Consider the following 18893-nt stretch of genomic DNA (forward strand, 5'->3'; position numbering starts at 1 on the left):
CGCTTCCTCGGCGGTTTTCGCCTAGCAGCCCGCTAGCTCGCGAAATCCTGTCCAGGCTTTTGTCCTCCAACCGCCCGGTTTTTTGCCGGGCGGTTTCGTTTCAAGCTCCAACCAGGTCACAGTTCTGCCTTGCCGCTGGTCCGACAGGTGGCGGCGGCAGGGCTCTGCCAACCCAGTCACATTGCTCGGCGACTAATATCCCCTAGACTTTTCTACAGTCCGGATGAGTGTGTGCGGACGAAAGAGCCGTATCATCAACCCCCCATCAACCCCGTCGTGATTCACCGCGCAGAACCAGAGGTAGAGCGATGAGCATGCTGAAGAAGCCGCAAACGGTGGAAGCCGTCGTGTTCTTCAATGAACGCGGCATCTGCAAGCAGATGCTCTACTCGGAATTCGAAGCCATTCTCGACGGCGTGGTCGGCTTGCCGGAGTTCGCCGACTGCCAGATGCGGCTGACCTATCTGATGATCACCCCACGCCTGCAGGTTCGCGCGGCGGTCTTCTTCTATCTCGACTTCGACGAAGAGGGCCGTGCCGATACCGGCTGGAACCTGCCGCTGCGGCAACTGGCCGAGCGCGCCGGTCGTGGTCCCGACCTTGGCGCCGGCCCCATTCGCCTGGCCTGCCGCAGCCAATGCCCGGTGTCCTGGCAGCAGATGCACCTGTGGGACCCGTGCCTGAATTCCGCTCGCAATGACCTGGTGCTGCTGCGCGACGCCATCAAGCTCAACACCCTCGGCGTGCTGGTGGAAGAAGAACTGCCCAAGGTGCTGGACGCCGAACGGCTGCAGGTGGCGCCGGAAGACAGCTGGTACGCACCGCCGGAAGTCACCAGGGAAATGGCCGAGCAACTGGCCGAGAAAATGGAAAAGGAGCACCGCCTGAAGACCGCCCAGCTGGTCCGCCAGCAGCGCCTTCGCCTCAGCTCCCTCAGTCAGCAGAACGAAGAAGCCATCGCGCGCGTGCGCCAGGCCGCCGACCAGAACCATTCGGCGTTGCAGGAGCAGATCCGTGCCCTGCAGCACGCCTTGCGGGAGCAGGAAGAGGCCAATGCCAGGCTGCGTGCCGAACTCGAAAGCGAGGCGGAGCGCCATCAGGCCAGCCGTGAGGAAATGAACCTGCAATTGCGCGCCCTGGAGCGTCACGGGCGCACCGAGGCCGACATCCTTCGCGCCCAGTTCGAGAATGAGCTGCAAGCGCGGGTCGAGGTCGCCGTAGCCGAATATCGCGAGCAGCTGGCCGTCCGCGATGTCGAGCTGGCCTATCGCGACCAGCTGGACGCCCAGCTCCAGACCGAACTCAATTACCTGCGCCAGAAATGCCAGGCGCTGGAATCCCAGTCCGGGCAGCAGATGCTGGAGCGCCTGGCCGAGCTGGGCGTCGTATTCGTGGTCTACCACCCCGGTGCCGGCCACCTGACCATTCCGCTGGCGGACATCGCCCGTTACCAGGACAACCCCCTGGCCTACGCCGCTGCCAAGTGCTTCGTCTCCGAGGAGCAGTACCGCCAGTGGCTGGCCCACTACCAGCAGCCCACCTGCGAGGCGAGCCTGTCCAGCGGAGAGCGTTGCAGCATGCCGATCGACCGCATCGAAGCCCCCAGCCGCTTCGTCGCCGGCGAATCCAACTGCTGTCCCCGACATCGCTCGGGAGGGCGCTTGCGCACCGCCGGTTGAGCGCAAGCGCCCCCGCACCTGATTTATCCTTGCGCCCCTTGCCGGACGCCAACGGACCTGACCTTGCCCCTGTGCCTGCCTGACTGGAACCCCCGAACCGCGCTCGAGCCCTTGCGCCTGCCCTGGCTGGAGGCGGCCGGGCTGGAGCTGGCCGTGCTGCGGCTGGATGCACTGGACCCGCTGGTTTCCGGCAACAAGTGGTTCAAGCTGGCGCCCTGGCTGGCCAGGGCCGCGGACGATGGCGCCGAAGGCGTGATCAGCCTGGGCGGCGCCCACTCCAATCATCTGCACGCGCTGGCCGCAGCGGGGGCGCGTTTCGGTTTTCCCACCGTCGGCCTGCTGCGGGGCGAACCCCAGGACACGCCGACCGTGCAGGACCTGCGGCGTTTCGGCATGGCACTGCACTGGCTCGGTTACGGCGGATATCGGGCGCGCCACCAGGCGGGCTTCTGGGAGCCCTGGCTGCAGCGCTACCCGCGTTACCAGCCGGTGCCCGAAGGCGGGGGCGGCGTGGCGGGTGCCCGGGGCTGCGCCGCTCTGGTGGCGATGATCCGTGAGCAGCTCCCCGCCCTTGGCTGGGCGGACTACCACAGCCTGTGGACCGCTGCCGGTACCGGCACCACCCTGGCCGGGCTGGTGCTGGGCGAGGCGGGCGCGCACCCGGTGATCGGCGCCCTGGCGGTGCCGGCGGATCACGGTGTGGCCGGACAGGTGAGCGGCATCCTCGCCGAGGCCGGCAGCATGGATGCGGGCTACCGGCTGATCGACGCCAGCCGCGGCGGCTTCGCCCGAGTGGATGCCGAACTTGCGCGCTTCCTGCTGGACAGCGAGCGCGACGGCGGAGTCGCCCTGGAACCTCTCTATACCGCCAAGGCCCTGCTGGCAATCCACGACGAAGCGCGCGCCGACCGGATTCCCCCGGGCAGTCGCCTGGTCCTGCTCCACACCGGCGGCCTGCAAGGGCGTCGAGCCCTGCACGACGAACTGTTGCGACTGGCCGGCTGACTGGCCCATTCCGGCGGCCGGATCGAACGCAGCCGTTGATCCTCTTATCGTTCGGACAGCTTCATAGCCTGACCTCTAACCGCGGCGCGCATTGCCTGGGGCAGGCCCGGTGCCCTTAGAGCGGGGCCAGCGGCCAGCGATCACTAACCACGAAGGCGCGCTCCGCTTCCTTCCAGCGTCCATCGCTGTCCAGTACCAGGCGAACCAGCAGACGCGCGGGGCTGTCCGGTTCCAGCTGTTCGCGCCAGTGCTGGAAGCGCTCGCTGCTCCAGCGTTCCTCGGCATCGCTGACCGCGGGCGCCAGCCAGGATTGCCGGGGCAGGGGCTGCCAGCAGCCGTCTGTTGTCTGCGCGAGAAAGTCGTCCAGCTCGTTCTGGCGCAGCCATTGCCCGCGCAGGTGGCTGGGGTTGGCGCCTTGCGGGGCCGTGCAGTTGCCCGGCCAGGGGTAGAAGAGGTAGCCGCCCAGCCAGAGTTCGGCGCTGACCGGCTGGGCATCCAGCCGGTCGAGTACGTGGCGGCTCTCCGGGTTGGACGACAGCGGCAGCTGGTGCTGGCTGAGGTGCTCCAGCTTGAGGTCGAGCCGGTCGTGGCTGCCCGGCCCGAGCCACTCGGAGGCGTTGCTGCCGTCGCCATGGCGCGGCCCCAGGTAGAGCTTGATCGCCAGCTCCAGGTGGTGCACGCCCTCGGCGTCACGCAGCAGCAGGTCGAGTTCGCCAAGGGTCTGGCCGGCAAAGCGGATCGGCAGGTTGGCCGCCAGCAGCTCCACATCGGGGGCCTGGTCCAGGGCGAATTGCCAGAGGCGCTCGTAGTACAGGCCAAGGCGCCGGTTGGGAGCTTGCGCCAGCCACTGGTCGAGAACGGCGGGTTGCCGGTCGAGGGCGCAGAGCCAGTCGGCGAGTCGATCGGGGTGGCTGAACCAGCTGCTCGCGCTGAGCGGGTGGCGCTGGCGCCAGGGCGGCTGGCTGAGCAGCGGCGGCGAGAGCAGGGCCCACGCCAGGTCGCGCACACCGGAGTGGCGCAGTTGTCGGGGCAGGTCGGTCAGTGATTCGAAAGCGTGCATGCTGCGAGCATAGCCGACAGCGGTTTGCCGCTGTCCGCTGCTATCCCCCATAATTTCGCCATTCCTCACCTAGCCAATGCCGCTCTGGAGTCCCATGGAGCAATTCCGCAATATCGGCATCATCGGTCGCCTGGGCAGTTCCCATGTGCTCGACACTATTCGCCGGCTGAAAAGGTTCCTGCTGGACCGCCATCTCCACGTCATCCTCGAAGACACCATCGCCGAAGTGCTGCCAGGCCACGGCCTGCAGACGTCGTCGCGGAAGATCCTCGGTGAGGTGTGCGACCTGGTGATCGTCGTCGGCGGCGATGGCAGCATGCTCGGCGCCGCCCGCGCCCTGGCGCGGCACAACGTGCCGGTGCTGGGGATCAACCGCGGCAGCCTGGGTTTCCTCACCGACATCCGTCCCGACGAGCTGGAAGTGAAGGTGGCCGAAGTGCTGGAAGGCCGCTACAGCGTCGAGACGCGCTTCCTCCTGGAAGCCGAAGTCCGCCGCCACGGCGAGGCCATCGGCCAGGGCGACGCGCTGAACGACGTGGTGCTGCATCCGGGCAAGTCGACACGGATGATCGAGTTCGAGCTGCACATCGACGGCCAGTTCGTCTGCAGCCAGAAGGCCGATGGCCTGATCATCGCCACGCCCACCGGCTCCACCGCCTACGCCTTGTCCGCCGGCGGTCCGATCATGCATCCCAAGCTCGACGCCATAGTCGTCGTGCCCATGTATCCGCACACCCTGTCCAGCCGGCCCATAGTGGTGGACAGCACCAGTGAGCTGAAGATCGTGGTTTCGCCCAACCTGCAGATCTATCCCTTGGTGTCCTGCGACGGCCAGAACCACTTCACCTGCGCGCCGGGCGACACCATCACGGTGGCCAAGAAGCCGCAGAAGCTGCGCCTGATCCACCCCCTCGATCACAACTATTACGAGGTCTGCCGGACCAAGCTCGGTTGGGGCAGCCGACTCGGAGGAGGCGACGGATGAGCCTCGATCCCGCCCGTGGCTATGACCTGATCGGTGATGTCCACGGTTGCGCCCTTACCCTGGAACACCTGCTTGAACGCCTGGGGTATCGCAAGCGGGGCGACGTCTGGCAGCACCCGCAGCGGATGGCGCTGTTTCTGGGCGACATCATCGACCGGGGGCCGCGTATCCGCGAGGCGCTGCATCTGGTGCATGCCATGGTGGAGGCCGGGCAGGCGCTGTGCATCATGGGCAACCACGAGTACAACGCGCTGGGCTGGAGCACGCCGGCGCCACCGGGCAGCGGCCGTCAATTCGTCCGGGAGCACACGCCGCGCCATACCCGGCTGATCAAGGAAACCCTGGAACAGTTCGAAGGCCACCCGGCCGACTGGCGGGACTTTCTCGGCTGGTTCTACGAGTTGCCGCTGTTCCTCGACGGCGGCCGATTCCGCATGGTGCACGCCTGCTGGGACAGCGCGATGATCGCCGCCCTGCGGGAGATGTATGCGGACGGGCGGATCAACGAATCTTTCGTCAAGGCCGCCGCCGATTCTTCCAGCTTCGCCAGCCGCGTGTTCGATCGCCTGCTGCGCGGTACCGACCTGCCGCTGCCCGGCGGCATGACCCTGACCGGCAGCGACGGCTTCACCCGCTCGGTGTTCCGCACCAAGTTCTGGGCAGAGAACCCGCAAACCTATGGCGACGTGGTGTTCCAGCCCGACGCCCTGCCGGATCATGTCGCCAGCCAGCCGCTATCCCACGCGCACAAGTCGCGCCTGCTCAGTTACGGCCCGCAGGAACCCATGCTGTTCGTCGGCCACTACTGGCGGCGCGGCCGCCCGGCGGCCATTCGCGACAACCTGGCCTGCCTGGACTACAGCGCGGTGATGTATGGCAAGCTGGTGGCCTATCGGCTGGATCAGGAAAGCCGGCTGGACCCGGACAAGTTCGTCTGGGTGGAAGTGGAGCGTCCCGAGGTCATCCAATGAGTGCGGTAGAAGTATTGCGGTTGCCCCTGACGGTGGACCTTTCCGGCTTCGTGGCCTTGCTGCAACGCCTGGACGTGCCTTACCGCGTCAGCGAGGAATCGGGCGAACAGGTGCTCTGGGTGCCCGGGGCTCAACTGGCGGAACAGGTGCGTGGACTCTATGCACGATTCCCCGATGGCGATCCGCATTTCCAGCTGCAGGTGGAGGCACCGAAGGCGCCCGAACGTGCCGGATTACTCGCGCAGCTCATGCACAGCCGCATCACCAGCCTGGTGCTGCTGGTCACCCTGGTGGTCGCCACTCTCACCAACCTGGGGGACAACTTCTCGGTCATCCGCTGGCTGAGCTTCCAGGACTTCCAGATCGAGGGCGATTACGTCTACTTCTCGCCGCTGGCCGAGGGCCTGGAGGCGGGGCAGTGGTGGCGCCTGGTTTCGCCGATGCTGATCCACTTCGGCATCCTCCACCTGGCGATGAACGGCATGTGGTTCTGGGAGCTGGGCCGGCGCATCGAATCGCGCCAGGGCGGCTTCATGCTGCTGGCGCTGACCCTGGGCTTCAGCCTGGTATCGAACTTCGTCCAGTACTTCAGCAGCGGTGCGACCCTGTTCGGCGGCCTGTCCGGCGTGCTCTACGGCCTGCTCGGCCATTGCTGGGTGTTCCAGCGCCTGGCGCCGTGCCCGGCCTACCGGCTGCCACCGGGCGTGATGGCGATGATGCTGGTCTGGCTGCTGATCTGCCTGTCCGGCCTGATCACCGCCCTGGGCTTTGGCGCCATTGCCAACGGCGCCCATGTCGGTGGGCTGGTCGCCGGTAGCGCCACCGGGCTGCTCGGCGGTGCATTGGCGCGCCTGCGCCGGTAGAATGCGCGCTCCGTCCCACTCCCAGGACCCGAATAGCCCATGTCGTCATTTGCCCATCTGATCAGCAACATCACTCAGGATGTCTACGAAAGCCTCAAGCTGGCCGTGGAAATCGGCAAGTGGCCGGACGGCCGCAAGCTGACCCAGGAGCAGAAGGAGCTGTCGCTGCAGGCGGTGATCGCCTGGGAGCTGAAGAACCTGCCCGAGGAAGAGCGCACCGGCTACATGGGCCCGCAGGAGTGCAGCTCCAAGTCCGAACCCATCCCCAATATCCTGTTCAAGTCGAATTCGGTTCACTGATGCTGGAACTCGGACGCGGCGCACTCAGCAAGATGTCGGTGCGCCTTGAATCACCCGTGCAATACGGCTTCCGCCTCGGCGAGGCGGATATCGCGGCGAACCCGCTGATCGGCAGGCAGCTGCGCCTGGAATTCCTCGGCGCCATCCATTGCCTCCACTGCGGGCGCAAGACGAAGAAGAGCTTCAGCCAGGGTTACTGCTACCCCTGCTTCACCAAGCTGGCGCAGTGCGACAGCTGCATCGTCAGTCCGGAGAAGTGCCACTACGCCGATGGCACCTGCCGCGAGCCGGAGTGGGGCGAGCGCTTCTGCATGACCGACCACGTGGTCTATCTGGCCAACTCCTCGGGCGTCAAGGTGGGCATTACCCGCGCCAGCCAGGTGCCGACCCGCTGGATCGACCAGGGCGCCAGCCAGGCGCTGCCGATCATGCGCGTGGCCACCCGCCAGCAATCCGGCTTCGTCGAAGACCTGCTGCGTAGCCAGGTGGCCGACCGGACCAACTGGCGCGCCATGCTCAAGGGCGAGGCGCCGCCGCTGGACCTCCAGAGCATTCGCGACGAGCTGTTCGACCATTGTGCGGAAGGCCTCCGCGCGCTCCAGGACCGTTTCGGCCTGCAGGCCATCCAGCCGGTCAGCGACATCCAGCCCATCGAGATCAGCTATCCGGTGGACGCCTATCCGACCAAGGTCGTCAGCTTCGATCTGGACAAGACGCCCGTGGTGGAGGGTACGCTGCGGGGAATCAAGGGCCAGTATCTGATTCTCGACACCGGCGTGATCAACCTGCGCAAGTTCACGGCCTACCAGTTGGCCATCAGCGCCGCGTAGCCCCGGGGTCAGGTCGGCGGACTAATAGTCCATACTCCGACCTTGACCCATTCATCCAGAGCGGCCCAGGGTTTCGGGACCGCCCAGCAATCAAAGAGACGACCATGCGCACCGAGCAACCGAAAGTCATTTACCTCAAGGACTATCAGGCTCCCGAATACCTGATCGACGAGACCAACCTGACCTTCGAGCTGTACGAGGACCACACCCTGGTCCACGCCCAGCTGGTGATGCGCCGCAACCCCGAACGGGGCGAGGGCCTGCCGCCGCTGGTTCTCGACGGCCAGCAACTGGAGCTGCTGTCCCTGTCCATGGATGATCGCGAACTGGGCAGTGCCGATTACCAGCTGGACGACAGCCACCTGACACTGCAACCGCTGGCCGCCAGCTTCACCCTCGACAGCACCGTGCGCATCCACCCGGAAACCAACACCGCGCTGGAAGGCCTGTACAAGTCCGGCAAGATGTTCTGCACCCAGTGCGAGGCCGAAGGTTTCCGCAAGATCACCTATTACCTCGACCGCCCGGACGTGATGAGCAAGTTCACCACGACCGTCAGCGCGGAACAGCATCGCTACCCGGTACTGCTGTCCAACGGCAACCCGGTGGCCAGCGGGGCGGAGGAGGGCGGCCGGCACTGGGCAACCTGGCAGGACCCGTTCAAGAAACCCGCTTACCTGTTCGCCCTGGTGGCGGGCGATCTCTGGTGCGTGGAAGACAGCTTCACCACCATGACCCAGCGTGAAGTGGCGCTGCGCATCTACGTCGAGCCGGAAAACATCGACAAGGTCCAGCACGCCATGGACAGCCTGAAGAAGTCCATGCGCTGGGACGAGGAGGTCTACGGCCGCGAGTACGACCTGGACATCTTCATGATCGTCGCGGTGAACGACTTCAACATGGGCGCCATGGAGAACAAGGGGCTCAACATCTTCAACTCCAGTTGCGTGCTGGCCAAGGCGGAAACCGCCACTGATGCCGCGCACCAGCGGGTCGAAGCAGTGGTGGCCCACGAATACTTCCACAACTGGTCCGGCAACCGCGTGACCTGCCGCGACTGGTTCCAGCTGTCGCTGAAGGAAGGTTTCACGGTGTTCCGTGATGCGGAGTTCTCCGCCGACATGAACTCGCGCACCGTCAAGCGCATCGAGGACGTGGCCTTCCTGCGCACCAACCAGTTCGCCGAAGACGCCGGTCCCATGGCCCACCCGGTGCGCCCGGACTCCTTCATCGAGATTTCCAACTTCTACACCCTGACCGTCTACGAGAAAGGCGCGGAAGTGGTGCGGATGATCCACACCCTCTTGGGTGCCGAGGGCTTCCGCAAGGGCACCGATCTCTACTTCGAACGCCACGACGGCCAGGCCGTGACCTGCGATGACTTCATCAAGGCCATGGAAGATGCCAACGGCGTCGACCTGACCCAGTTCAAGCGCTGGTACAGCCAGTCCGGCACCCCGCGCCTGCAGGTGGAAGACAGCTACGACGCGGCGGCGAAGACCTACAGCCTGACCTTCCGCCAGAGCTGCCCTGCCACGCCGGGCCAGAAAGACAAGCAACCCTTCGTCATTCCCGTGGAACTGGGCCTGCTGGATGCCGCTGGCAATGACCTGCCGCTGCGCCTCGCGGGCGAAGCCGCGGCGCAGGGCAGCAATCGCGTGCTGTCGGTCATCGAAGCCGAGCAGACCTTCACCTTCGTCGATATCGCGGAGCGTCCGCTGCCGTCTCTGCTGCGTGGCTTCTCGGCGCCGGTGAAGCTCGCCTTCCCCTACGACCGCGACCAGCTGATGTTCCTCATGCAGCACGATTCCGACGGCTTCAATCGCTGGGAAGCCGGACAGCAGCTGTCGGTGCAGGTCCTGCAGGACCTGATCGGCCAGCATCAGCGCGGCGAGAAGCTGGTGCTGGACCCGCGCCTCATCACGGCCTTGCGCACCCTGCTGGAAGACGAGTCCCTGGATCAGGCAATGGTGGCCGAGATGCTGTCGCTGCCGAGCGAGGCCTATCTCACCGAGATCAGCGAAGTGGCCGATGTGGACGCCATCCACGCTGCCCGCGAGTTCGCCCGCCAGTCCATCGGCGAAGCCCTGTTCCAGCCCCTGCTGGCTCGTTACCAGGCCAATCGCGCGATCTCCCGTGACACCGCCTACGTGGCCGAGGCTGCGCATATCGCCCGCCGCACCCTGCAGAACATCGCCCTGTCGTATCTGATGCAGAGCGGCAAGGCCGAGGTGCTGGAAGCCTGCCTGGAGCAGTTCAACGGCTGCGACAACATGACCGAACGCCTCTCGGCCCTGGCCGTGCTGGTGAATTCCGGCTTCGAGCAGGAAAAGGCCGAGGCCCTGGCGCGTTTCGCCGACTACTTCAAGGACGACCCGCTGGTGATGGATCAGTGGTTCAGCGTCCAGGCCGGCTGCGGCTTGCCGGGCGGCCTGGAGCGCGTCCAGGCGTTGATGGCACATCCCGCCTTCACCCTGAAGAACCCGAACAAGGTGCGCGCCCTGATCGGTGCCTTCGCCAACCAGAACCTGGTGAACTTCCACCGGGCCGACGGTACCGGCTATCGCTTCCTTGCCGACCATGTGATCACGCTGAACGCGCTCAACCCGCAGATCGCTGCCCGCCAGCTGGCGCCGCTCACCCGCTGGCGCAAGTACGACGCCGGCCGCCAGCAGCTGATGAAGGCCGAACTGGAGCGCATCCTCGCGTCCGGCGAGCTGTCCAGCGACGTCTACGAAGTGGTCAGCAAGAGCCTCGCCTGACGCGCCTCCGGCAGCCCGTGAGTGCGGGCTGCCACCCCCTCTGAAATCATCCCCTCATGAAGTGTTACCGGTTAGTGCCGGTAACGCTTTTTTGTTACCCAAGGAAATATCCAGGGTCGCGTTTATGCGCAGGCGGTCTGAAAAGGCCAGAAAAGGCTTGACCAGGCAGCTTTTGGTATGGGCGTGCATGCCCTGAAAGTGTGTTCTTGAGTGACAAATCGAGCCAGATCGTCCGACAAGATCGGACAGAAAATTTGAAATTGATCAGTGGATGATCAGTCACTTGTTTGACTGAAATTCGTCGCTTGTATTGCGAAATTTTTCTGACACTCGTTTCCGACTTGGCACCATGGTTGCAACTCCGCTGGCGATCTGGCCCTGTTTCGGTGCATTCCGGGCGGGGCGTGCTCTGCGCCGGGGATTTCCTGCCGAAGCAAGACGAGGCCGCGAAGCGGCTGGACAAACAAGCCCGCCTGACGGGCTGCCAATAACAAAGTGATCAGTCCACGGAGTAAGACTCGATGGAGCTCAAGTCCCGCAAGCCCATGTTGCGTTTTGCACCGGCCAAGGCAGGTTTCGCCTTTGCCGGTATCCTGCCCCTGCTAGTCGCCGCCCAAGCGCAGGCGGTGGAATTCAGCTTCGCCAACGACGAAATTTCCGGTTCCCTGGATACCACTGTTTCCTACGGCCAGCTGTGGCGCGTCCAGGGGCGCGACAAGACCAACGACGACATCAACACCAACGACGGTAACCGCAACTTCGATACCGGCCTGGTTTCCGAGGTCTACAAGATCACTTCCGACCTGGAAGCGACCTACAAGAACTACGGCTTGTTCGTTCGTGGCACCGCTTTCTATGACACCCAGATCATGGACAAGCGCAACGACTACCTGGACAACAACAACCCGGTCCAGCCAAGCCAGAACTTCCCGAAGGATGACAGCTTCACTCACGAGACCCGCCACAAGGCCGGCCGTGATGCGCAGATCCTCGACGCCTACCTCTACGGCAACTGGGACGTGGCCGACATGCCGGTCACCGGGCGTATCGGCAAGCAGGTGTTCAACTGGGGTGAGGGCATCTTCTACCGTGGTGGTGTGAACACCACCAACCCGGTGGACGCCGCCAAGTTCCGCCTGCCGGGCTCCGAGCTGAAGGAAGTGCTGGTGCCGGTGGAAGCCCTGAGCTTCAACGTCGGCCTGACCGATAACCTGTCGATGGAAACCTTCTACCAGTGGAACTGGAAGGAATCGGCCATCGACCCGGTGGGTACCTACTACTCCGAGACCGACCTGTTCGCTGATGGCGGCAACACCGCCTATTCGACCCAGCCGCGTCTGCAGCCCCTGGCGCCCCTGTACGGTGGTTTCAGCGCAGCGGGCATCGGTGGCCTCCAGGGCGGCCGCAACATCGACGCCAACGGCAACATCAAAGTGGCCTCCATCGGCCCGGACATCAATGCCAAGAACGACGGTCAGTTCGGCGTGGCGTTCCGCTATATCGCCGAAGAACTGAACTCCACCGAGTTCGGCTTCTACTTCGTCAACTACCACGCCAAGGAGCCGACCATCGCGGCCAACCTGGGCGACTACGCGGGATTGGACCTGGCACAGATCGCAGGCGCGGCTTCTACCGTGCTGGCACCGCAAGTGCAGCAGGCAGTCGCAGCACAGGCCGGCATCTCGGTCGCTCAACTGCAGGCCGTGCTGGCAAACCCGGCGTTGAACCCCGACCTGGCGCGTGCCTATTCCAACGCCCTGACCACCGCTTCCATCAACGCCGCTGGTGGTATGGCGACAATCGACGTGGCCAACGCCGTGCAAGCGCAGCGCGAGTACGCCGAAGACATCCGCATGTACGGCTTCAGCTTCAACACCACCATTGGCGAGGCCTCGGTGTTCGGTGAGCTGGCCTATCGTCCGAACCTGCCGATCGGCATTGCCACCACCAACGACCTGCTGGGCGATCTGCTGATCCAGTCGCCGCAACTGGCGTCCGGCGCCACCGTCAATATCGGAGGCCAGGACGTGAAGCTGGGCGACCAGATCCACAACGTCGAGCGCGTGGAGGCCTTCAACGCGTCCCTGGGCACCATCTACAACTTCGGCCCGTCGCTGTCCTTCGACTCCCTGATCGGCGTGGCCGAGCTGGCCTCCGAGCACCTGCGCGGCAGCAGCCTGCAGTACACCGCGTTCAACGGCGAGAACCGTTACTACTCCGGTCGCGGCAACAGCTCCTACGTGTCCGGCGGCGATCGTGACGACCAGGTCAACAAGAACGCCTACGGCTACACCCTGCTGCTGTCCGGTACCTGGAACGACGTCTACGCCGGCGTGAACGTCTCCCCCTACGTCGTCTACAAGGACGACTTCGAGGGCAACTCCTACCAGACCGGCAGCTTCATCGAAGGTCGCAAGGCGTACACCCTCGGCGTCAAGGCGACCTACCTGAACAGCCTGGAAGCCGAGCTGCAGTACACCGAGTTCTACGGTGGCGGCCAGAACAACTCGGTTCGTGACCGCGACAACATCGGTTTCAACGTCAAGTACTCCTTCTAAGCCCAACAAGAACAATACGGGCGCCCCGGGGCGCCCGATACAGACTCATCACGGAGAACCCACATGCTGAAAAAGCTTTCGCTGATTGGCGCCGCGGTTGCCCTGGCGCTTTCCGCCAGCAGCTCCCTGGCCTCGGTTTCAGCCCAGGACGCCGCCAGGCTCGGCACCAGCCTGACCCCCTTCGGCGCCGAAAAAGCCGGCAACGCCGCCGGCACCATCCCGGCCTGGACCGGCGGCATCACCCAGGTTCCGGCGGGCTACAAGTCCGGCCAGCACCACCCGGACCCGTTCCCGGAAGACAAGCCGCTGTTCACCATCACCAAGGCCAACCTGGACCAGTACAAGGCCAACCTGACCCCCGGTCAGATCGCCCTGTTCAATGCCTATCCGGACAGCTTCCAGATGCCGGTGTACCAGACCCGGCGCTCCGGCTCCGCGCCGCAGTGGGTGTATGACAACACCATCAAGAACGCCACCACGGCCAAGCTGCTGGATGGCGGCAACGGCTTTGCCGACGCCTACGGCGGCATCCCGTTCCCGATTCCGCAGAACGGCGTCGAAGCCCTCTGGAACCACATCACCCGTTATCGTGGCTCCTACATCGTGCGCCGCGCCTCGGAAGTAGCCGTGCAGCGCAATGGCGACTACTCGCTGGTGACTTCTCAGCAGGAAGCCCGGTTCGCGTACTACAACCCGCAAGGTACTTACGCCGACCTGAACAACATCCTGTTCTACTACCTGTCCTTCACCAAGAGCCCGGCGCGCCTGGCCGGTGGTGCCACCCTGGTCCACGAGACCCTCGACCAGGTGAAGGAACCGCGCCAGGCCTGGGCCTACAACGCCGGCCAGCGTCGCGTGCGCCGTGCGCCGAACCTCGCCTACGACACCCCGATCGCCGCCGCGGATGGCCTGCGTACCGCCGACGACACCGACATGTTCAACGGTGCTCCGGATCGCTACGACTGGAAGCTGGTGGGCAAGAAGGAAATCTACATCCCGTACAACAACTACAAGGTTTCCAGCCCTGAGGTTAAGTACAAGGACCTGCTGCAACCGGGCCACCTGAACCCGGCCGTCACCCGTAACGAACTGCACCGCGTGTGGGTCGTGGAAGGCAAGCTGAAGCCGGGCGCCCGCCACATCTACTCCAAGCGCACCCTGTTCCTCGACGAGGACAGCTGGCAAGCCGCCGTGGTCGACCAGTACGACGGCCGTGGCGAACTGTGGCGCGTATCGGTGGCCTACCTGAAGAACTACTACGACCTGCCGACCACCTGGTCCGCACTCGACGTGTTCCACGACCTGCAGGCCCGCCGCTACCACGTGCAGAACCTGGACAACGAAGAGCCGACCACCATCGACTTCACCCAGGCCACTCCGGACGATGGCTACTTCAAGCCGTCCGCCCTGCGTCGTCGCGGTACTCGCTGATCCCGCAGTGCTCTTTGAAGAAGGCCGCTATCCGTAGCGGCCTTTTTCGTTTCCGCATGGCGCGAAACCCCTGTTACAGAGCGCCACCGGCGCTTAACAAAACATAACGTCCCGCTGATTGTGCAGGCTTTCCAAAGCTGGCTAGGATTAGGGCGCTGCCTGCCCTGGGCAGCGTCCACCTATAACAAAAAGGGGAAAGGTGTATGAGTGAGCCCGTCATGCGGCGCACCCCGTCCGGCGTCTGTGTGGATAGCCTCCACAAGCCGGCGTTCCGCTTCCACTCGCCGCTGGCCAAAGCGCTCTCGTTGTTCAGCGTGCTCTCCGTCCTTGCTGCAGCCGCTGCGCCCATTACCGCATCCGCGCTGGCCGCTGATGCGCCCATCCTCTCCATCGAATCGCCCAAGGCCGTGAGCAGCCTGCTGCTCGACGTCACCCACGCAGGCAAGCGCCTGGTGGCCGTTGGCGACCGTGGCCACATTCTCTATTCCGACGACAACGGCAAATCCTGGACCCAGGCCAAGGTGCCGACCCGCCAGATGCTCACCGCTGTCTATTTCATCGATGACAAGAAAGGCTGGGCCGTCGGCCACGACGCGCAGATCCTCGCCAGCGAAGACGGCGGCGCGACCTGGACCCGGCAATACGAAGACCTGGAGCGGGAAGCCCCCTTGCTGGACGTCTGGTTCAAGGACGCCAGCACCGGCTTCGCCGTGGGCGCCTATGGCGCGCTGCTGACCACCGGCGACGGCGGCAAGAACTGGGAAGACGTCAGCGACCGCCTCGACAACGAAGACCAGTACCACCTCAACGCCATCACCGCGGTGAAGGATTCCGGCCTGTTCGTGGTGGGCGAGGCCGGCAGCATGTTCCGTTCCGCCGACTGGGGCGAGACCTGGGAGCGCCTCGAAGGCCCCTACGAGGGCTCGCTGTTCGGTGTCCTCGGGAGCGCCGAGCCGGGCGTCGTGATCGCCTACGGCCTGCGTGGCCACCTGTTCCGTTCCGCGGACTTCGGCGACACCTGGGAAACCGTGCCGCTGAAGGCCGGCAACGGCGAACTGGAGTTCGGCCTGTCCGGCGGCGCGCTGCTGCCCGATGGCAGCCTGGTGGTGGTCGGTCACGGCGGCAGCGTGCTGAAGAGCACCGACAGTGGCCGCAGTTTCAGCGTGGTGAACCGCAGCGATCGACTGTCGCTGGCCAGTGTCATCGCCGACGAGAAAGGCAACCTGATCCTGGTGGGACAGGGCGGTGTGCGCGTAGCGTCCCCGACCGGCGCCGAGCTGGGCCAACTATAAGAAAAGAAAAGGCGGAGAGTTTCGATGAGTACCCATCACCAGGACAAGGCGACCTTCCTGGAGCGCCTGATCTTCAACAACCGGCCGGCGGTGATTGCCATCTGCCTGCTGGTCAGCGTCTTCCTCTTCTGGCAGGCCATGCACGTACGGCCGTCCACCAGTTTCGAGAAGATGATCCCGCTGCATCATCCGTACATTCAGAAGATGCTCGAACACCGCAATGACCTGGCCAACCTGGGCAACACCGTGCGTATCTCGGTGGAAGCGGTCAACGGTGACATCTTCACCAAGGAGTACATGGAGACCCTGCGCCAGATCCACGACGAGGTCTTCTATATCCCCGGCGTCGATCGTTCCGGCCTGAAGTCCCTGTGGAGCCCGAGCGTTCGCTGGACCGAAGTGACCGAGGAAGGCTTCGCCGGCGGCGAGGTCATCCCGCAGACCTACGACGGCTCCGAGGCCAGCCTGGAAGAGCTGCGCAACAACGTGCTCAAGTCCGGCCAGATCGGCCGCCTGGTGGCCAACAACTTCAAGTCCAGCATCGTCGACGTGCCCCTGCTCGAGTCCTACCCGGACCCGAACGACCAGGGCAAGCTGCTGAAGCTCGATTACCGCCAGTTCTCCCACGAGCTGGAAGAGAAGATCCGCGAGAAGTACCAGACCCAGAACCCCAACGTGAAAGTCCACGTGGTGGGCTTTGCCAAGAAGGTGGGTGACCTGATCGATGGCCTGATCATGGTGGTGATGTTCTTCGGCATCGCCTTCCTCATCACCCTGGTGCTGCTCTATTGGTTCACCTGGTGCATCCGCAGCACCATCGCCGTGCTCATCACCACGCTGGTGGCGGTGGTCTGGCAGCTGGGCCTGATGCACACCGTCGGCTTCGGTCTCGACCCGTACTCGATGCTGGTGCCGTTCCTGATCTTCGCCATCGGTATTTCCCACGGCGTACAGAAGATCAACGGTATCGCCCTGCAATCCAGTGATGCCGACAACGCCCTGACGGCGGCCCGGCGGACCTTCCGCCAGCTGTTCCTGCCCGGCATGATCGCGATCCTGGCGGACGCCGTGGGCTTCATCACCCTGCTGATCATTGACATCGGCGTGATCCGCGAGCTGGCCATCGGCGCGTCCATCGGTGTGGCGGTGATCGTCTTCACCAACCTGATCCTGCTGCCGGTCGCCATCTCCTACGTAGGCATCAGCAAGAAAGCCGTCGAGCGCAGCAAGCGGGACGCCAAGCGCGACCATCCGTTCTGGCGCCTGCTGTCCAACTTCGCCCACCCGGTGGTGGCGCCGATCTCCGTGGTCATCGCCCTGATCGCCTTCAGTGGCGGCCTGTGGTACAGCCAGAACCTGAAGATCGGCGACCTCGACCAGGGCGCTCCGGAACTGCGTCCGGACTCGCGCTACAACCAGGACAACAACTTCATCATCAACAACTACTCCACCAGCTCCGACGTGCTGGTGGTCATGGTCAAGACCGGCCCCGAGGGCTGCTCCACCCATGAGGCCCTGGCGCCGGTTGATGAGCTGATGTGGAAGATGGAGAACACCCCGGGCGTGCAGTCCGCCATCTCCATGGTCACCGTCTCCAAGCAGGTGATCAAAGGGATGAACGAAGGCAACCTGAAGTGGGAAACGCTGTCCCGCAACCAGGACGTGCTGAACAACTCCATCAGCCGCGCCGAAGGCCTGTACAACTCCGACTGCTCGCTGGCGCCGGTGCTGGTGTTCCTCAACGACCACAAGGCCGAGACCCTGTCTCGCGCCGTGGCCGCGGTGGAAGAGTTCGCCAGCAAGCACAACAAGGAAGACCTGCAGTTCCTCCTGGCAGCCGGTAACGCCGGCATCGAAGCGGCCACCAACGAGGTGATCGCCCAGGCTGAACTGACCATCCTGATCCTGGTGTACATCTGCGTCGCCGTGATGTGCCTGATCACCTTCCGCTCCATTGCTGCGACCCTGTGCATCGTGCTGCCGCTGATCCTCACCTCGGTGCTGGGCAACGCGCTGATGGCGTGGCTGGGGATTGGCGTGAAGGTGGCGACCCTGCCGGTGATCGCGCTGGGCGTGGGTATCGGTGTCGACTACGGCATCTACATCTACAGCCGCCTGGAAAGCTTCCTGCGTGCCGGCCTGCCGCTGCAGGAGGCCTACTACGAGACCCTGAAGTCCACCGGCAAGGCCGTGCTCTTCACCGGCCTCTGCCTGGCCATCGGTGTCGCCACCTGGATCTTCTCGGCCATCAAGTTCCAGGCCGACATGGGCCTGATGCTGACCTTCATGCTCCTTTGGAACATGTTCGGTGCCCTGTGGCTGCTGCCAGCCCTGGCGCGCTTCCTGATCCGTCCAGAGAAGCTCGCCGGGAAGGTCGGTGGTTCGCTGCTGGCCCACTGAGCCTGATCAGCTGGATGAAAACCGCGGCCTCGGCCGCGGTTTTTTATGGGTGCGCCAGGCATGGCGCGTAGCGCCGTGACTGGCGCTGTTCGGTTCACTGTGGTGGTGAACTGGACGACTTGGAGGTGGAAGTCCTCTGCACGCCCGGCAAGGGGAAGTGCTAGCGGAAGGCAAGGGTGTCGCGGGTGACTGCGAATCTGAAGGAAGCCGGAAGCAAATGGCTGGCCTGACGAACAGGAAGCGGATGGAGGCGGCGTAGCGGGGTGAGGCGGCCCAAATCGTCAAAGCCCGGTACTTGCACGGCACGCTACGACGTAAATCCGCCAGGCATAAGCCGGAAGGTCGCGCGAATTACCCTGGGAGATCTGTGCGCTTGCCAGCGTGCTACCGGGCGTCGAGAGACGACGGGATGAGCGTGCAGAAGTCAGCCGAGGCCGTAGTAAGTGGCGCCAACCACGCCACCAAGGGCCGAACAGGTCATACCGCCGGTAGGCGTTGGAGTCTCATGGGATGTCGAACCGCAGAAGCTTCTCCCCAGGAGAAGGCTGTTCCCCGGCATGGCGGACGGAATCCGCGCATGCCGGCTGACAGTGCGCAGACACCGATGGCGTCTGTAACGTGGACGAAAGCGGAGCCGAACACGCTGATGGAGCGGGTGTTGTCACCGGCGAACTTGAGGCGTGCGTATCGACGGGTAGTGAACAACCGGGGCGCACCGGGGGCCGACGGCCTGTCGGTGGATGAGCTCGCGGGCTAC

General features: G+C 64.4%; 13 protein-coding genes and 1 pseudogene. 13 read left to right on the top strand and 1 reads right to left on the bottom strand.

The window, feature by feature from the left end:
* Positions 1-308 precede the first annotated feature (308 nt).
* Entirely contained in the window at positions 309-1679 is a 1371-nt protein-coding gene (locus ACFW0B_RS09765; protein ID WP_449147705.1) for a chromosome partitioning protein ParA, read from the top strand.
* 63 nt (positions 1680-1742) lie between these two features.
* Complete coding sequence (locus ACFW0B_RS09770) at positions 1743-2684, top strand: 1-aminocyclopropane-1-carboxylate deaminase/D-cysteine desulfhydrase (RefSeq protein WP_449147706.1); 942 nt, start codon at positions 1743-1745, stop codon at positions 2682-2684.
* 115 nt (positions 2685-2799) lie between these two features.
* On the opposite strand, the gene ACFW0B_RS09775 is transcribed toward ACFW0B_RS09770, so the two are convergent.
* Positions 2800-3744 (bottom strand): DUF1853 family protein, encoded by a 945-nt coding sequence (locus ACFW0B_RS09775; RefSeq protein WP_449147707.1) that lies wholly within the window; start codon positions 3742-3744, stop codon positions 2800-2802.
* 94 nt (positions 3745-3838) lie between these two features.
* On the opposite strand from ACFW0B_RS09775, the gene ACFW0B_RS09780 reads away from it, so the two are divergent.
* The 11 genes and pseudogenes from ACFW0B_RS09780 to ACFW0B_RS25980 all read left to right on the top strand — a co-directional run.
* Positions 3839-4729, top strand: coding sequence for an NAD(+) kinase (locus ACFW0B_RS09780; RefSeq protein WP_449147708.1), 891 nt, complete (start codon positions 3839-3841; stop codon positions 4727-4729).
* Positions 4726-5700: a metallophosphoesterase gene (locus ACFW0B_RS09785; RefSeq protein WP_449147709.1), complete on the top strand. Its 975-nt coding sequence runs from the start codon at positions 4726-4728 to the stop codon at positions 5698-5700. The genes ACFW0B_RS09780 and ACFW0B_RS09785 overlap by 4 nt, the downstream gene beginning before the upstream one ends.
* Positions 5697-6563 carry a rhomboid family intramembrane serine protease gene (locus ACFW0B_RS09790; protein ID WP_449147710.1) on the top strand — a complete coding sequence of 289 codons (867 nt, stop codon included), beginning with the start codon at positions 5697-5699 and terminating at the stop codon, positions 6561-6563. The genes ACFW0B_RS09785 and ACFW0B_RS09790 overlap by 4 nt, the downstream gene beginning before the upstream one ends.
* Before the next feature lie 39 nt (positions 6564-6602).
* Positions 6603-6863, top strand: a complete 261-nt coding sequence (locus tag ACFW0B_RS09795; RefSeq protein WP_151132903.1) for a YeaC family protein — start codon at positions 6603-6605, stop codon at positions 6861-6863.
* Positions 6863-7693 carry a DUF2797 domain-containing protein gene (locus ACFW0B_RS09800; protein WP_449147711.1) on the top strand — a complete coding sequence of 277 codons (831 nt, stop codon included), beginning with the start codon at positions 6863-6865 and terminating at the stop codon, positions 7691-7693. The genes ACFW0B_RS09795 and ACFW0B_RS09800 overlap by 1 nt, the downstream gene beginning before the upstream one ends.
* A 104-nt stretch (positions 7694-7797) precedes the next feature.
* Positions 7798-10455: an aminopeptidase N gene (pepN, locus tag ACFW0B_RS09805; protein ID WP_449147712.1), complete on the top strand. Its 2658-nt coding sequence runs from the start codon at positions 7798-7800 to the stop codon at positions 10453-10455.
* A 521-nt stretch (positions 10456-10976) separates the two neighbouring features.
* Complete coding sequence (locus tag ACFW0B_RS09810; RefSeq protein ID WP_449147713.1) at positions 10977-13013, top strand: DUF1302 domain-containing protein; 2037 nt, start codon at positions 10977-10979, stop codon at positions 13011-13013.
* A gap of 63 nt (positions 13014-13076) precedes the next feature.
* The gene (locus ACFW0B_RS09815) at positions 13077-14444 is read left to right on the top strand and encodes a DUF1329 domain-containing protein (protein ID WP_449147714.1); all 1368 of its coding nucleotides are present in this window, start codon (positions 13077-13079) and stop codon (positions 14442-14444) included.
* Between the two features lie 203 nt (positions 14445-14647).
* On the top strand, positions 14648-15736 hold the full coding sequence (locus ACFW0B_RS09820) for a WD40/YVTN/BNR-like repeat-containing protein (protein ID WP_449147715.1): 1089 nt from the start codon (positions 14648-14650) through the stop codon (positions 15734-15736).
* Positions 15737-15760: 24 nt separating this feature from the next.
* Positions 15761-18136 carry an efflux RND transporter permease subunit gene (locus tag ACFW0B_RS09825; protein WP_449147716.1) on the top strand — a complete coding sequence of 792 codons (2376 nt, stop codon included), beginning with the start codon at positions 15761-15763 and terminating at the stop codon, positions 18134-18136.
* 577 nt (positions 18137-18713) lie between these two features.
* Positions 18714-18893, top strand: a pseudogene (locus ACFW0B_RS25980) (group II intron reverse transcriptase/maturase); the annotation flags it as partial.

The sequence above is a fragment of the Metapseudomonas phytobenefica genome, from assembly GCF_043392685.1.
Lineage (GTDB): Bacteria > Pseudomonadota > Gammaproteobacteria > Pseudomonadales > Pseudomonadaceae > Metapseudomonas.